Here is a 14,527-nt window from a genome sequence, read left to right as displayed (position 1 = left end):
TGACCCTATGCTGGGGAACTATGAGCGCTCCCGGGAAAATCATCATGATCCGGCACGGCCAGTCGGCGGCCAACGCGGATACCTCCATCTACAACAGGGTGCCCGACTACCGGATTCCGCTCACGGAGCTCGGCCTGGAGCAGGCGAAGGCCGCCGGGGAACGCATCCGGCGCGAGCTGGACGGCCGGCAGGTGAGCGTCTACGTCTCACCGTACCTGCGCGCCTACCAGACCCTCGAGGCGCTGGATCTGGGCCCCCTGACGGAACGGGTGATCGAGGAGCCGCGGCTGCGCGAACAGGACTGGGCCAACTTCCAGATCTCCGGCGACATCGAGGACCAGAAGGAACTCCGCAACGCCTACGGCCACTTCTTTTACCGCTTCCGGGAGGGCGAGTCCGGCTCCGACGTCTACGACCGGATCTCCTCGTTCATGGAAACCCTGTACCGGCACTGGTCCAAGCCGGACTACTCCCCCAACGCCCTGCTGGTTACGCACGGGCTGACCATGCGCCTCTTCTGCATGCGCTGGTTCCACTGGTCCGTGGAATACTTCGAGTCGCTGAACAACCCCGAAAACGCCGAGGTCCGCATGCTGGTCCGCAACAGCCTGGGCAAGTACGAACTCGACACACCGTTCACCCAGTGGGTGGACCGGAGGGTGGACGAAACGGTGCTGGACGCCCCGCCGGTGGTCTTCTAGGCGCCGGCCACGAGCACTTCGGTGCCGCGGGCTTCGAACGCGGCCTTGTCGGCCGCGGAAATGCCCGAGTCGGTGATGAGCCGGTTGAAGTTGTAGCCGTCCATGGTGGCGAAGGCCCGGCGGCCCACCTTCGAGGAGTCTGCGATGACGTAGGACTGGCTGGCGCGGCTGGCCAGCAGGGCGTTGACCGTTGCCTCGGCCTCGCCGGTGTTGGTGGGCCCCACCTCGGGGTCGACGCCGTTGACCCCGATGAAGGCGATGTCCAGCACCACCTTCTGCATGATGATGTCGGTGTACGGGCCCACGAGTTCATAGGACCGCGGGTTGAGGATGCCGCCGGTCACCATCACCTTGATGTTGGGCCGGACGGCAAGCTGCGAGGCGATGTTGATGGCGTTGGTGACCACGGTCAGGGTGGGCTGGTTCGACGGCGAGTTAAGGTCCTCGCGGGTGGCCAGGATCTGCGCCAGCGCGGTGCTCGTGGTTCCGCCGCACAGGCCGATGACCATGCCCGGGGCGATGAGCGCCGAGGCGGCCAGGGCAATCTCCTGCTTGGCCAGGGCATGGTCGTCCCGGTTGTACCTGCCGGGAAGGTCGTAGGCCAGGGCGCCGGTGGTGGCGCCGCCGCGGGTCCGGGTCAGCAGCCGCCGCTTGGCCAGGCTGTCCAGGTCCCGCCGGGCGGTTGCCGGTGACACGCCGAGCCGGGTGACGATTTCCTCGACTTCCACCTGGCCGGCCTCGGCCAGGAGATCAAGGATGGCCGTCAGCCGGTCGGTGCGTGTCATGCGGGGCCTTTCAAGATCTAAACGTCACGAAAATGACGCTTTTTGATTGTATCAGACCCTTAATGATCATCTTGCGTCACCGGCGGCGGGTAACGGCACCGCCTGACACTACCGCGACCGCACCCCTGCACGCCAAACCGCGTGGGTCAGCGGCATGCCGGGACGGTAGGCGAGGTGGGTGGCGGATGGGGCGTTGAGGACGTGCAGGTCCGCCCGGTGGCCGACTGCGAGGGACCCCACGGCGCGTTCGCCGTCGACGTCGTTACCGGACTCGCGCTGGAGCGCCAGGGCGCCACCGTACGTGGCCGCCCGGACGGCCTCATGAACACTCAGTCCCATCTGGAGGACCGCGGTGGTGACGCAGAATGCCATGGAGCTCGTGTAAGACGTGCCGGGGTTGCAGTTGGATGCGAGCGCCACGGGCACGCCGGCGTCCAGGAGCTGACGGCCGGGTGCCAGCGGCTGGCGGGTGGAGAGGTCGCAGGCCGGCAGGCAGGTGGCCACCGTTCCCCGCCCGCCCGTTCCTGCGGCGGCATCCCAGCCCGACCAGCCGGCGGCGAGGTCTGTGACGTCCTGCTCCGAAAGATAGTTGACGTGGTCCACGCTGGCCGCACCGAACTCCACCGCGAGGCGGACGCCGGGGCCGTGCCCCAGCTGGTTGCCGTGCACCCGCAGCCCCAGGCCGGCGTCGCGGCAGGCCTGCAGCACGGCGCGGGACTGCTCCTCCGAGAAGGCGCCCCGTTCGCAGAACACGTCCGCCCACGTCACGTAGGGGCGGACCGCATCCAGCATCGGGCCGCAGACAAGTTTGGTGTATTCATCCGCATCGATCCCGGCCGGCACCAGGTGGGCGCCCAGGTAGGTGACCTCGTCCGCCACCGTCGAGGCGATCCGTGCACTCCTGGCCTCCTGCTCGAGGTCCAGGCCGTAGCCGGTTTTTGTCTCCAGGTACGTCGTGCCCTGCGACACGGCTTCGGCGACGCGCCCCTGGGCCAGCCGCGTGAGGTCGTAGTCGCCGGTGTTCCGGGTGGCTTCGGTGGTGACGGCGATGCCGCCGGCGCTGTATTCCTCCCCTGCCATCCGGGCCTCGAACTCCGCCGTCCGGTCGCCCGCGAAAATCAGGTGCGTGTGGGAGTCCACCCAGCCGGGCAGCACGGCGCGACCGCCCGCGTCCACGGCATCGTCGGCTGCCGGGGCCGAGGATGCCTGGCCCATCCAGGAGATCCGTTCACCCTCGATCACCACTGCAGCGTCCTTGAGGACGCGGTGCTCCGCGTCCTGGGTCATCAGTTCGGCAATGTTGGTGATCAGGGTGCTCATGGATCCCATTCTTCAGCGCCGGATGGACCAGCGCGTCGCAGCCAGCGCATCCGCCGTCCGGGATACCGGACCCGTGCCGGCGCCCTGCCCCGCCAGGATCTGGGCCGCGGCCAGTTCCGCGATGCCCGACGACGTCTGGAAACCGTAGCCGCCCTGGCCGGCGAGCCAAAAGAAACCGCGGGCCTCGGCGTCGAAGCCCACGACCGGCACGCCGTCGGCCGCCTCGGTGCGCAAGCCGGTCCAGGCCGTCCGGACGGGGCCGATCCCCAGCGTCGTCAGCGTATTGAGCCGCGAGATGAGCCGCCCCACGTCCCCGGGACGGGGACGTGAGTCCTCCGCCGCGCTGGCCACGTGTTCCGACGGCGAGATCAGCACGTCGCTTCCTTCCCTGCGGAAGTAGAAGGAATCGTCGGCGGCGGCCACCATGGGGCTGCCTTCCGGCAGCGGATGGTCGACGCCGACAATCGCCGCCGTGCGCCGGTACGGCTGCAGTCCGATCTTCTCGACGCCGCTCAGCACCGCCAGCTCGTCCGCCCAGGCGCCGGCCGCGTTGACCAGAACACCGGCGGAGAAGCCTTCCTGCCCGGCGCCGACCTCCCAGCTTGATCCAAGCCGCTGGGCGGAGTGGACGCGGGCGCCGGTGATGATGTCGACGCCGGCCGCCTCGGCGCGCGCCCGGTGCCCCTCCAAGAGCACCGGCGCGTCGCAGCCAAAGGACCCGGTGTCCAGGCCGGCAGCGGAGAAGGACTCCGGTTTCAGCGCCGGGCAAAGCCCCAGCGCTTCCTCGTGACTGACGCGGCGCATCTGGCCGCTGGCCTCAGCCTGCACGGATTCCTCGTCCCCGATGAGCAGAAAGCTCCGCGGGGAGAGCACGGGCTCAGGTCGTGTGGCGTCCTCTGCCGCGATCAGTTCGAGGGTGCGGACGGTGAGTTCCTGCACTACGGGCGGACCGTAGCTGGGGATGAGCTGCCGGGCCGAGCGCGACGACGTGTGGTACGCCAGCTGCTGCTCCGCCTCCACGAGGGCCACGGTGCATTTGCCGGCCAGCGCGGAGGCCAAGGACAGCCCGGCAATCCCGCCGCCCACAATGACTACGTCATACGTTGATGCCATGGGCTCAATCTTTACAGATGGCCGGACTTTGCAGGTGACCGGGGCCTAGACAGCCACGGCGTCCCGGCTCTTGACGAACGCCTGGACGCAGGTTTCGACGTCGTCAGCGCTGTGCGCGGCGGACAGCTGGACGCGGATCCGGGCGGCACCGCGCGGCACCACGGGGAAACTGAAGGCGGTCACGTAGACCCCGTGCTGGAGCATCTGGTCGGCCACCTTCGCTGCCAGGACGGCGTCACCGAACATGACCGGCACAATGGCGTGCTCGCCGTCGAGCAGTTCGAAGCCTTCCTCCGTCATCCGGCGGCGGAACAGCTCCGCGTTCCGGAACAGCCTGTCCCGCAGCTCGCCCGAGGTCTGCACGAGCTCCAGGGCCTTAATGGTGGCCGCCACGATGGCCGGCGCGAGCGAGTTCGAGAAGAGGTAGGGGCGGGCCTTTTGCCGAAGCATCGCCACCACTTCGCCGCGGCCGGACACGTAGCCGCCCGAGGCGCCGCCCAACGCCTTCCCGAAGGTGCCCGTGAAGATGTCCACGCGGTGGGAGACGCCGGCGTGCTCGGGAGTCCCGGCTCCGGTGGCTCCCATGAACCCGACGGCGTGGGAGTCGTCCACCATCACCAGGGCGTCGTGCTTCTCGGCGAGGTCACAGATCGCCTCCAGCGGGGCGAGGTAGCCGTCCATGGAGAAGACGCCGTCGGTGACGATGATCTTCCGCCGGGCGTCCTTCGCCTCCACCAGCTTCGCCTCCAGGTCGGCCATGTCCTGGTTGGCGTACCGGAACCGCTGCGCCTTGCAGAGCCGGATGCCGTCGATGATGGACGCGTGGTTCAGGGCGTCGGAGATGATGGCGTCCTCGGGGCCGAAAAGCGATTCGAAAACGCCGCCGTTCGCGTCGAAGCAGCTGGAGAACAGGATGGTGTCCTCCGTGCCCAGGAACTTTGAGACCCTGGCTTCGAGTTCGAGGTGGAGGTCCTGGGTGCCGCAGATGAACCGGACACTGGCCATGCCGAATCCGCGCTCGTCCATGGCGGACTTGGCCGCGGCGATGATCTCGGGGTGGTCGGCCAGGCCCAGGTAGTTGTTGGCGCAGAAGTTCAGGACGGGCGAGCCTGATTCACCGATCTGTCCGGCCGTGATGTGGCTGGCCTGGGCAGAGTCGATGTGGCGCTCCGTCTTGTAGAGGCCTGCGGTGCGGATGTCGTCGAGCTCGGCGCGGAGCTGGTTCTTGATGGCTGAGTACATGGCGGGTTCTCCTCGGCTGGGAAACTGTCAAAAAAGATGTGGAAGGGCGGGGGGCTCAGATTCGGGGCCGGATGTCAGGTCAGACTTCCGACCAGTCGAGCACCACCTTGCCGCCGACGCCAGCCTTCGCGATTTCGAAGCCCTTCTCCCACTGGGTGGCCGGCAGCACGTCCGTGACCACGGCGGAGATGCTGGCGTGCACCGCCGGGCTGGAGGACAGCATGGCGCTCATGGCGTACCAGGTCTCGAACATCTCGCGGCCGTAGATGCCTTTCAGTGTCAGCATGTGCGTGACCACCTTGCCCCAGTCGATGTCGATGGACTGGCTGGGAAGGCCCAGCATGGCGATGCGTCCGCCGTGGTTCATGTTGTCAATCATCTCCGGCAGCGCCGTGGGGTGGCCGGACATCTCCAGTCCGACGTCGAAGCCCTCGCGCATGCCCAGCTCCCGCTGCGCTTCCCGGACCCGCGTCTTGGAGACGTCGATGGCCAGGTCCACGCCGAGCTGCCGGGCAAGCTCCAGCCGCGGAGCCGAGACGTCGGTGATGGCGATCTTGCGGGCGCCGGCATGGCGGGCCACGGCGATGGCCATGAGGCCGATCGGCCCGGCTCCGGTGATCAGCACGTCCTCCCCCACCAGCGGGAAACTCAGGGCGGTGTGCACGGCGTTGCCGAAGGGGTCGAAGATGGCACCGAGTTCCGGGGTGACGGACGGGTCCTGGTGCACCCAGACGTTCGTCTCCGGGATGACCACGTATTCGGCGAATGCCCCGTCCCGCTGCACGCCCACGCTTACGGTGTGGATGCACATCTGCCGGCGGCCGGCACGGCAGTTCCGGCAGATTCCGCAGACGATGTGCCCCTCGCCGGACACGCGGTCTCCAACTTTGACGTAGCGCACGTCCTCGCCGGCGGCCACCACCTCCCCGTAGAACTCGTGCCCGGCGATCAGCGGGGCCTCGATGATGCCCTGCGCCCAGGCGTCCCAGGACTGGATGTGCAGGTCCGTGCCGCAGATGCCGGTGGTGAGCACGCGGATCTTGACCTCGCCGGGTCCGGCCTCGGGTTCCGGGCGGTCGGTCAGTTCAAACCCGGCGTGTGCGCCGGCCTTGTAGAGGGCCTTCATTGGCTTCCTTACGTTCGGCATGCAGTGGCATGCGGGAATTCTCCCTTCATTAGAGCCACCTGCAACCCGTTAGCACAAGGGGAATTTTCTCAATCGACGATTAAGGGATTGCTAAGGAATAGGATGGAGCGATGGAGATCCACCAGCTCGAGATGTTGCGGGAGCTTGGCGCGCTCGGAAGCGTCAAGGCGGTTGCCGATACCCTGCTTGTCACACCTTCGGCCGTATCCCAGCAGCTCGCCCAGCTGCAGAAAAGCGTTGAGGTGCCGCTGACCCGCAAGGAGGGCCGGAACCTGGTCCTCACAGAGGCCGGCCAGGTGCTCGCGGACGCCGGCGCCGCCGTTGTCAGCGCCATGGCCGACGCTCGGATGGCGATCGGCGCGTACCACGGCTCCACGGTGGCGCCGGTGACGGTGAGCGGTTTCCACAGTGCGGGGCAGGCGCTGTTTGCGCCGCTGGCCCGGCTCCTGGACGGTCCGGACAAGCCGAAGGTGCTGCTCTCCGACGAGGACGTGGCACAGCAGGACTTTCCCGCGCTGACGGCGCGGTACGACCTCGTGCTGGCGCACCGGATGGACCACAGTCCCAAGTGGCCGGAGGAAAGGGTGGAGGTGATACCGCTGGCGCACGAGCCGCTGGACGTGGCGCTGCCGGCCGGCCACCGGCTGGCGGGCCAGGCGGCGCTGACGGCGTCCGACGTCGTCGGCGAACCGTGGGTGACCAGCCGCGCTGGCTACTCCCCCGCGGACGTGCTGTCCGCCGTCGCCGCGGTGTCCAGCCGGGAGCTGAACATCGTGCATCGGATCAATGATTATTCCACGGTGGCGGCGCTGGTGGCATCGGGAAGCGTGATCGGTCTGCTGCCGCGGCACACAGCACGGCCCGTGCTGAACCCGGACATTGTGCTGCGGCCGCTGCACGGGATCAGCACCCGGCGCCGGATCGATATCCTGGCGCGCCCGGAAAACCTCAAGCGCGCTTCCGTCCGGGTGGTGTGCGAGGCCTTGCAGGACATCATGGCCCGGCTCAGCCACGGTTAAACCCAACTGGGTCGCAGCACAGGGCGTTCTGAGCGCTCAGAACCCCCGCAACTGCGACCCAGTTGGGTTAAAAACCGCTAAACGTTGACGCCGAGCTTCTCCAGGATCAGCTCGCGCACGCGGCCGGCGTCCGCCTGGCCGCGGGTGGCTTTCATGACGCCGCCGACGATGGCGCCGATGGCCTGCACCTTGCCGCCGCGGATCTTCTCCGCGACGTCGGGCTGCGCGGCCAGGGCTGCGTCGATGGCCTCCAGGAGCGGGCCGTCGTCGGACACCACGGCAAGGCCGCGCTTCTCGACGACCTCGGCCGGGGTGCCTTCACCTGCGAGCACCCCGTCGAGTACTGCGGAGGCCATCTTGTTGTTGATCTTGCCCGCTTCCACCATCTTGCTGAGTTCCACAATGGTGGCCGGAGTGACGCCCAGCTGGCCGGGGTCGACGTCGGCGTTCTTGGCGCGGCCAACGATCTCGCCCATCCACCACTTGCGGGCCACGGATGCCGTGGCGCCGGCGGCGATGGTTTCCTCGATCTCGTCCAGCACGCCGGCGTTGACGACGTCGCGGAACTCCAGGTCCGAGTAGCCCCAGTCCTGCTTCAGCCGCTTGCGGCGCTCGGCCGGCGGCTCGGGCAGGGTCGCACGGAGCTCTTCCACCCATTCCCGGGAGGGAACAACGGGAACCAGGTCAGGCTCCGGGAAGTAGCGGTAGTCGTCGGCGTCGGACTTGGCCCGGCCCGACGTCGTCGTGCGCGTGTCCTCGTGCCAGTGGCGCGTTTCCTGGATTACCGGCTCGCCGGAGTCCAGGACGGCGGCGTGGCGCTGGATCTCGTAGCGGACGGCATGTTCGACGGCGCGCAGCGAGTTCACGTTCTTCGTCTCCGAGCGGATGCCGAAGCGTTCGCGGCCGTGCGGGCGCAGGGAGACGTTGGCGTCGCAGCGCACGTTGCCGCGCTCCATCTTGGCGTCCGAGACGCCGAGGTTCTTGACGATTTCACGCACGGCGGCAACGTAGGCCTTCGCGAGCTCGGGGGCGCGGGAACCGGCTCCCTCGATCGGCTTGGTGACGATCTCCACGAGCGGAACGCCTGCACGGTTGTAGTCGACCAGCGAGTATTCGGCGCCCTGGATGCGTCCGGCCGAGCCACCGAGGTGGGTCAGCTTGCCGGCGTCCTCCTCCATGTGCGCGCGTTCGATTTCGACCCGGAACACGGTGCCGTCCTCGAGCTCGATGTCCAGGTAGCCGTCATACGCAATCGGCTCGTCGTACTGGGACGTCTGGAAGTTCTTGGGGGTGTCCGGGTAGAAGTAGTTCTTCCGGGCGAACCGGCAGGACTCGGCGATCTTGCAGTTCAGCGCGAGGCCGATCTTGATGGAGGACTCCACCGCGGTCTTGTTCACCACCGGCAGGACGCCGGGCATGCCCAGGTCCACCTCGTTGACGTTGGTGTTGGGCTCGTCGCCGAAGACGTTGGGTGCGGAGGAGAACATCTTGGTCTTCGTGTTGAGCTCCACGTGGACCTCGAACCCCAGGACGGGGTCGTACTTCTCCATGGCTTCTTCGAAGCTCAGGGTTGCGTCAGTGCTCATTATTTTGCCTCCTGGGTTTCGACAAGCTCAGCCAACGACGGGGCCTTGTCCAGCAGCGGGCCGCCCCATTTCGCTTCCAGCAGGGATTCCAGGACAGCGCCAACCCGGTAGAGGCGGGCGTCCTCGCGGGCCGGTGCCAGCAGCTGGATGCCGACAGGCAGTCCGTCCTCGTCGGCCAGGCCGCCGGGCAGGGACAGGCCGGGGACACCGGCCATGTTGGCGGGGATGGTGGCGACGTCGTTGAGGTACATCGCCAGCGGGTCATCCAGCTTCTCGCCGAGCTTGAACGCCGTGGTGGGCGCCGTGGGGGAAATCAGGACGTCGGCCTTGGCGAAGGCAGCCTCGAAGTCGCGCTGGATGAGCGTGCGCACCTTCTGGGCGGAGCCGTAGTAGGCGTCGTAGTAGCCGGCGGACAGCGCGTACGTGCCGAGGATGATGCGGCGCTTGACCTCGTCGCCGAATCCGGCGGCGCGGGTGGCGCCCATGACGCGCTCGATGGTCAGCGGCGGCTCCTCGGGGAGCACGCGCAGGCCGTAGCGGACGCCGTCGAACTTGGCCAGGTTGGAGGAGGCCTCCGACGGCATGATCAGGTAGTAGGCACCCAGCGCGTACTGGAAGTTGGGGCAGGACACCTCAACGATCTCAGCACCCGCCTCCTTGAGCAGCTCAAGCGATTCGTTGAAGCGGTTTTCGACGCCGGCCTGGTAGCCCTCGCCGTGAAGCTCCTTGATGATGCCGATCTTCATGCCGTCCACGTTGCCGAGGCGCGCCGCGGCCACAAGATCGCCGAGCGGGTCGGGCAGGGAGGTGGAGTCGTGCGGGTCGTGGCCGCCGATGACCTGCTGCAGCAGCGCCGAGTCCAGGACGGTGCGGGAGACGGGGCCGATCTGGTCCAGCGAGGACGCCATGGCGATGGCGCCGTAGCGGGACACGCCGCCGTAGGTGGGCTTGACGCCGACGGTTCCGGTGACGGCGCCGGGCTGGCGGATGGACCCGCCGGTGTCCGTGCCGAGGGCCAGCGGAGCTTCAAAGGCGGCGACGGCGGCAGCGGACCCGCCGCCCGAACCGCCGGGGATGCGGTCCAGGTCCCACGGGTTGCGGGTGGGGCCGAAGGCCGAGTGCTCGGTGGAGGAGCCCATGGCGAACTCGTCCAGGTTGGTCTTGCCGAGGATCGGCATCTTGGCTGCGCGCAGCTTCTTGACGACCGTGGCGTCGTACGGGCTGTGCCAGCCTTCGAGGATCTTGGAACCGGCCGTGGTGGGCTGGCCGATGGTGACGATGAGGTCCTTGACGGCGATCGGAACGCCGGCCAGCTCGTGCAGTTCCTCGGCGGCCTGCCCGCCGGCTGCGCGGATGGCGTCCACCTCGGCCGCGACGGCGAGCGCTTCCTCGGTGTTGACGTGCAGGAACGCGTTGACGCCGCGTTCTCCCCCGTCGACGGCGGCGATGCGGTCCAGGTGCGCCTGGGTGACCTCGACGGCGGTGACCTCACCGGCGGCAAGCTTCGCGGCCAGCTGTGCTGCGGATAGACGGATGAGTTCCGTGCTGTTGGTTTCAGTCATGTTCTAGTCCTCATCCAGGATTGCCGGGACCTTGAAGCGGTCTGCGTCCGAGTCCGGAGCGCCGGAGAGTGCCTGCTCGGCGGTGAAGGTGTGGCCCACCTCGTCCTCGCGGAACACGTTGCTCAGCGGAATCGGGTGCGAAGTTGCGGGAACACCGTCACCTGCGGCCTCGCTCACGGATTTCACCGCGTCTACGATGACGGCGAGTTCGCCGGCCATCCTGTCCAGCTCTTCAGCACTCATCTCAATGTGCGCGAGCCGCGCTAGGTGCGCGACGTCGTCGCGGTTGATCGCAGCCATGGATCTCCCTGCAAGTTCGGAATGGGTTTCCGAACTAGTCTACTGTCACGTTGCCCTGCCACCCCGCACTGTCTTGCCCTGCCCGACTGGTCGCCTTCCGGCGCCAGGCCGGACGATCCTCCGCGTGCTCGCTCGTACACCCCGCCGCCCCCTCCCCTCGCAAGCTCGGGCAGGGAACCCGGCGGCGGGGCACTCACTTAGACGCACGCTTCCGGATGCCCGTCCCGTCGCCGTCGTGCCCCTCTCACCTCGGCACTCACTGGCTCCCGGCTGGAAACGCAAGAAAGCAGAGTGCGGAAATCATTCCGCACTCTGCTTCTTTTTGTTATTTCGTTCGGGCTAGTGGATGCCGATCGCTCCGGTCAGGACTGCTACTGCCAGCATGACGAGGGCTACTACTGCGCTCCTCCAGAGGACCTTCTTATGGTGGTCACCCAGGTCCACCTTGGCCAGGGAGACCAGGAGCAGGATCGCGGGAACCAGCGGGCTCTGCATGTGGAACGGCTGGCCGGTGATGGAGGCACGGGCCATCTCGGCGGCGCTGATGCCGTAGTGGGCAGCGGTCTCGCTCAGGACCGGCAGCACACCGAAGTAGAAGGCGTCGTTGCTCATGAAGAACGTCATGGGGATGCTGAGGAGGCCCGTGATGACTGCCATGAACGGTCCCATGCTGGACGGGATGATCTGGACCAGCCAGGCGGACATGGCCTCGACCATGCCGGTGCCCTTGAGCACACCAGTGAGGACTGCGGCGGCCATGACCATGCTGACGACGGCGACGATGGACGGTGCGTGGGCCACGAGCTGTGCGCCCTGGTCCTTGACGTGCGGGAAGTTCACCAGCAGGGCGATGGCCGAGCCCACCATGAAGACGTACGGCAGGGGCACGAGGTCGGCGATGAGCATGCCCATGACGGCGACGGTGAGGGCCAGGTTGAACCACTGCAGCTTGGGGCGCAGGGTCTTGCGGTTGGGGTCAAGGGCGGTGTCCGCCATGGCGGTGTCGCTGTCGTCGACCAGGATCTCGGTGCGTTCCAGGACAGCGACGGACGAACCTTCAGGGGAACCGCCGAGGGCGGGGCCACCCGTTGCCGGGACAGGTGCAGACCCACGACCGGAACCGACCGAACCACCGCGGCCGCCGCCGGCGGGAGCTCCGCCGTCGAACACTTCAGCCGTGAACTGTTCTGCCGTGGACGGCGTGCCCCAGATTTCCGGCTGCGTGGCGCGGAGGCGGTTGCGTTCCTGCAGGCCGAGGACCCAAGCGAAGACCAGGACGACGGCGAGGCCGGCGATCAGCGACGGAACCATCGGAACGAAGACGTCGTTGACGTCGATCTTCAGGGCGCTGGCGGCGCGGGCCGTGGGGCCACCCCAAGGAACGATGTTCATGGTGCCGTTGGCCAGGCCGGCCACGCAGGTGAGGACCACAGGGCTCATCTTCAGGCGGAGGTAGATCGGCAGCATGGCGGCCGTGGTGAGGATGAAGGTGGTGGAACCGTCGCCGTCGAGGGACACGGCAGCGGCCAGCAGGGCGGTGCCCAGGACCACCTTGGCGGGGTCATTACCGAGCTTGCGCAGAATGAACCGGACCAGCGGATCGAACAGCCCGACGTCGATCATCAAGCCGAAGTAGATGATGGCGAACATCAGCAGCGCCGCCGTGGAGGTCATGGACTTCATTGAGTCCATGACCATGTCGCCGATGCCGAGGCCGGCACCTGCGAAAAGACCGAAAACGGTGGGGACGATGATCAGCGCCAGCACTGGCGTCAACTTCTTCGTCATGATCAGCACCATGAAAACCGCGATCATGGCGAATCCAAGTAATACCAGCACAGCCGGCTCCTTCTAAGTGAACAGCACCACCCCGGTGTGATGCGTACTACAGAGATTAGAGTGGCCCCGATCACGGCAGTGCCTTTGGCTCAATTGATTGGCATACTGCTTATTGGGAGCATTTTGCTCATTCTGCTCAAACGCCCCGCTGCCGGCCCGAACCGCCCTGCAGCCCGCCCGCCCCGACCCACAAAGGAGTGCCATGATGAGCCCGCCCGGCAGGCTTCCGCTCAGGTTCTCCACGCAGACGTTGCTCCTGCAGCTGGGCGTGGTGCTCCTCGTCGTGCTCCTCAGCGGCGCGGTACACGCGTGGCTGACGTTCGAACGGCTGGGCCGCGAGGCGGAAAACCAGGCCCTGACCCTTGCCCGTACCGTGGCCTCGGACCCTTCAGTCCGCGCCAACGTGCAGGCCATCAGCCGGCAGGCGGGCACTCCCCCGCCCGCGGAACTGAAGGCCGGGCCGCTCATGGCAGTGGCCGAGGGCGCCCGGACCAGTACCGGGGCCCTGTTCGTGGTGATCACCGACGAAACGGGGCTGCGGCTGGCCCATCCCGACGCCGACCGGCTGGGCGAGCGCGTAAGTACGGACCCGTCCGAGGCACTTGCCGGCCGCGAGGTGACCACCCGCAACACCGGCACGCTGGGCCCGTCGGCCGGGGCGAAGGTCCCGGTGTTTGCCCCGGGTTCCGGTTCCGGTTCCGTGGTGGGCGAGGTCAGCGTCGGCTATTCCACCGAGTCCATCGGCCAGAGCCTCGCCCGGGACATCGTGCCAATCGTGCTGACAGCGGCCGGCTCGCTGGCCGCCGGGGTCCTGGCGTCATTCCTGCTCCGGCGCCGGCTGCAGCGGCTCACGCTCGGCCTCGAACCGGAGGAAATCGGCGCGCTGGTGCACGACCAGGTGGCGGTCCTGGAAGGGGTGGACGAGGGCGTCGTGGGCATCTCCGCCGACGGCCGGATTAGCGTATTCAACGCCGCGGCCCAGCGGCTCCTTGGCCAGCCCGATCTCTCCGGCCAGCTCTGGCAGGACGCCCCGGTTCCGGCCCGGCTCAAGGCCCTCACGCTGCCCGACGCCCGTGAGGGCGAGGCCGTGGAACTGGTGGCCGGGGAGCAGGTCCTCGTGGCCAGCGCCCGGAAGGCGCTGCACCGCCGTGAAGACCTGGGCTGGGTGGTCATGCTCCGTGACCGCACCGAACTCCAGCACCTGACCAGGCAGCTCGACGCCGTGGGAACCATGTCTACCGCGCTGCGGGCGCAGCGGCATGAGTTCGCCAACCAGCTGCACACGATCGCGGGGTTCATGAGCATCGGACAGCACCAGCAAGCGCGCACTTACCTTGAGCGGATCGCGGCCACAGGGCCGCTGAAGTTCCCTGTGGACCAGGCCGAACTGCTGCAGGACCCCTACTTGCAGGCCTTTATCGGGGCCAAGGGCGTGGAAGCCGATGAGCGGGGGGTATCGTTGCGGATCGGGCCCGAGACCCTGGTGCGCGGCCAGGTTACGGAGCCGCAGGACGTCACCACGGTGCTCGGAAACCTGATCGACAACGCGGTCAACGCGGCGGTGGCCGGCACGGCCGCCGAGCGCTGGGTGGAGCTGGAGCTCCTGGATGAGGAGGGCGGCGGCGGCACCCTGCACGTCGTCGTCGCCGATTCCGGCGACGGGCTGCCGGACGGCGGCGACCCGGAGGCGGTGTTCGCCGAGGGGTTTACGACGGCGGGCGGCGGTGCTCTCCAGGGACAGGTCCGCGCCGGCGGCCAGGGCCTGGGCCTGGCATTGGCGCGGCAGCTGGCGCGGCGGCGCGGGGGCGACGTCACGGTGCTGGAACCCGGCAACGCCGGCGGACCCGGTGCCGTGTTCATGGCCACGCTGCCAGGCACCACCACGGCGCGGAAAGACTGACTGCGCAAAGACT

At 67.8% G+C, this 14,527-nt stretch carries 12 protein-coding genes; 3 read left to right on the top strand and 9 right to left on the bottom strand.

Features of this window, described 5'->3' with window-relative positions; all coding sequences use genetic code 11:
- The first annotated feature begins 20 nt into the window (after positions 1-20).
- Positions 21-701 (top strand): histidine phosphatase family protein, encoded by a 681-nt coding sequence (locus CXZ05_RS01070; protein WP_102970771.1) that lies wholly within the window; start codon positions 21-23, stop codon positions 699-701.
- Here CXZ05_RS01070 and CXZ05_RS01065 read toward each other — a convergent pair.
- From CXZ05_RS01065 to tdh, 5 genes are all read right to left on the bottom strand, one after another.
- Positions 698-1,486, bottom strand: coding sequence for a DeoR/GlpR family DNA-binding transcription regulator (locus CXZ05_RS01065; protein ID WP_102970770.1), 789 nt, complete (start codon positions 1,484-1,486; stop codon positions 698-700). The genes CXZ05_RS01070 and CXZ05_RS01065 overlap by 4 nt on opposite strands.
- A 108-nt stretch (positions 1,487-1,594) precedes the next feature.
- A complete protein-coding gene (gene hutI / locus CXZ05_RS01060) occupies positions 1,595-2,806 on the bottom strand; it encodes an imidazolonepropionase (protein ID WP_102970769.1) in 1,212 nt (403 codons plus the stop codon).
- A gap of 12 nt (positions 2,807-2,818) precedes the next feature.
- A complete protein-coding gene (locus tag CXZ05_RS01055; protein WP_102970768.1) occupies positions 2,819-3,919 on the bottom strand; it encodes an FAD-binding oxidoreductase in 1,101 nt (366 codons plus the stop codon).
- Between the two features lie 45 nt (positions 3,920-3,964).
- A complete protein-coding gene (locus CXZ05_RS01050) occupies positions 3,965-5,161 on the bottom strand; it encodes a glycine C-acetyltransferase (protein ID WP_102970767.1) in 1,197 nt (398 codons plus the stop codon).
- Positions 5,162-5,240: 79 nt separating this feature from the next.
- Positions 5,241-6,287, bottom strand: coding sequence for an L-threonine 3-dehydrogenase (gene tdh, locus CXZ05_RS01045; RefSeq protein WP_102970766.1), 1,047 nt, complete (start codon positions 6,285-6,287; stop codon positions 5,241-5,243).
- 131 nt (positions 6,288-6,418) lie between these two features.
- On the opposite strand from tdh, the gene CXZ05_RS01040 reads away from it, so the two are divergent.
- On the top strand, positions 6,419-7,327 hold the full coding sequence (locus CXZ05_RS01040) for a LysR family transcriptional regulator (RefSeq protein ID WP_102970765.1): 909 nt from the start codon (positions 6,419-6,421) through the stop codon (positions 7,325-7,327).
- Positions 7,328-7,404: 77 nt separating this feature from the next.
- Here CXZ05_RS01040 and gatB read toward each other — a convergent pair whose 3' ends face one another.
- The 4 genes from gatB to CXZ05_RS01020 form a co-directional block, all read right to left on the bottom strand.
- Complete coding sequence (gene gatB, locus CXZ05_RS01035; protein WP_102970764.1) at positions 7,405-8,913, bottom strand: Asp-tRNA(Asn)/Glu-tRNA(Gln) amidotransferase subunit GatB; 1,509 nt, start codon at positions 8,911-8,913, stop codon at positions 7,405-7,407.
- On the bottom strand, positions 8,913-10,475 hold the full coding sequence (gatA, locus tag CXZ05_RS01030; RefSeq protein ID WP_102970763.1) for an Asp-tRNA(Asn)/Glu-tRNA(Gln) amidotransferase subunit GatA: 1,563 nt from the start codon (positions 10,473-10,475) through the stop codon (positions 8,913-8,915). Before gatA ends, gatB begins: the two co-directional genes overlap by 1 nt.
- A 3-nt stretch (positions 10,476-10,478) precedes the next feature.
- Positions 10,479-10,775, bottom strand: a complete 297-nt coding sequence (gene gatC, locus CXZ05_RS01025) for an Asp-tRNA(Asn)/Glu-tRNA(Gln) amidotransferase subunit GatC (protein WP_003802035.1) — start codon at positions 10,773-10,775, stop codon at positions 10,479-10,481.
- Positions 10,776-11,114: 339 nt separating this feature from the next.
- Complete coding sequence (locus tag CXZ05_RS01020) at positions 11,115-12,614, bottom strand: CitMHS family transporter (RefSeq protein WP_102970762.1); 1,500 nt, start codon at positions 12,612-12,614, stop codon at positions 11,115-11,117.
- 202 nt (positions 12,615-12,816) lie between these two features.
- Here CXZ05_RS01020 and CXZ05_RS01015 point away from each other — a divergent pair, with 202 nt between their 5' ends.
- Positions 12,817-14,514 carry an ATP-binding protein gene (locus tag CXZ05_RS01015; RefSeq protein ID WP_102970761.1) on the top strand — a complete coding sequence of 566 codons (1,698 nt, stop codon included), beginning with the start codon at positions 12,817-12,819 and terminating at the stop codon, positions 14,512-14,514.
- Positions 14,515-14,527 lie beyond the last annotated feature (13 nt).

Source organism: Arthrobacter sp. AFG20 (assembly GCF_002892795.1).
GTDB lineage: Bacteria > Actinomycetota > Actinomycetes > Actinomycetales > Micrococcaceae > Arthrobacter.
This window is presented reverse-complemented; position numbering and strand designations above follow the sequence as displayed.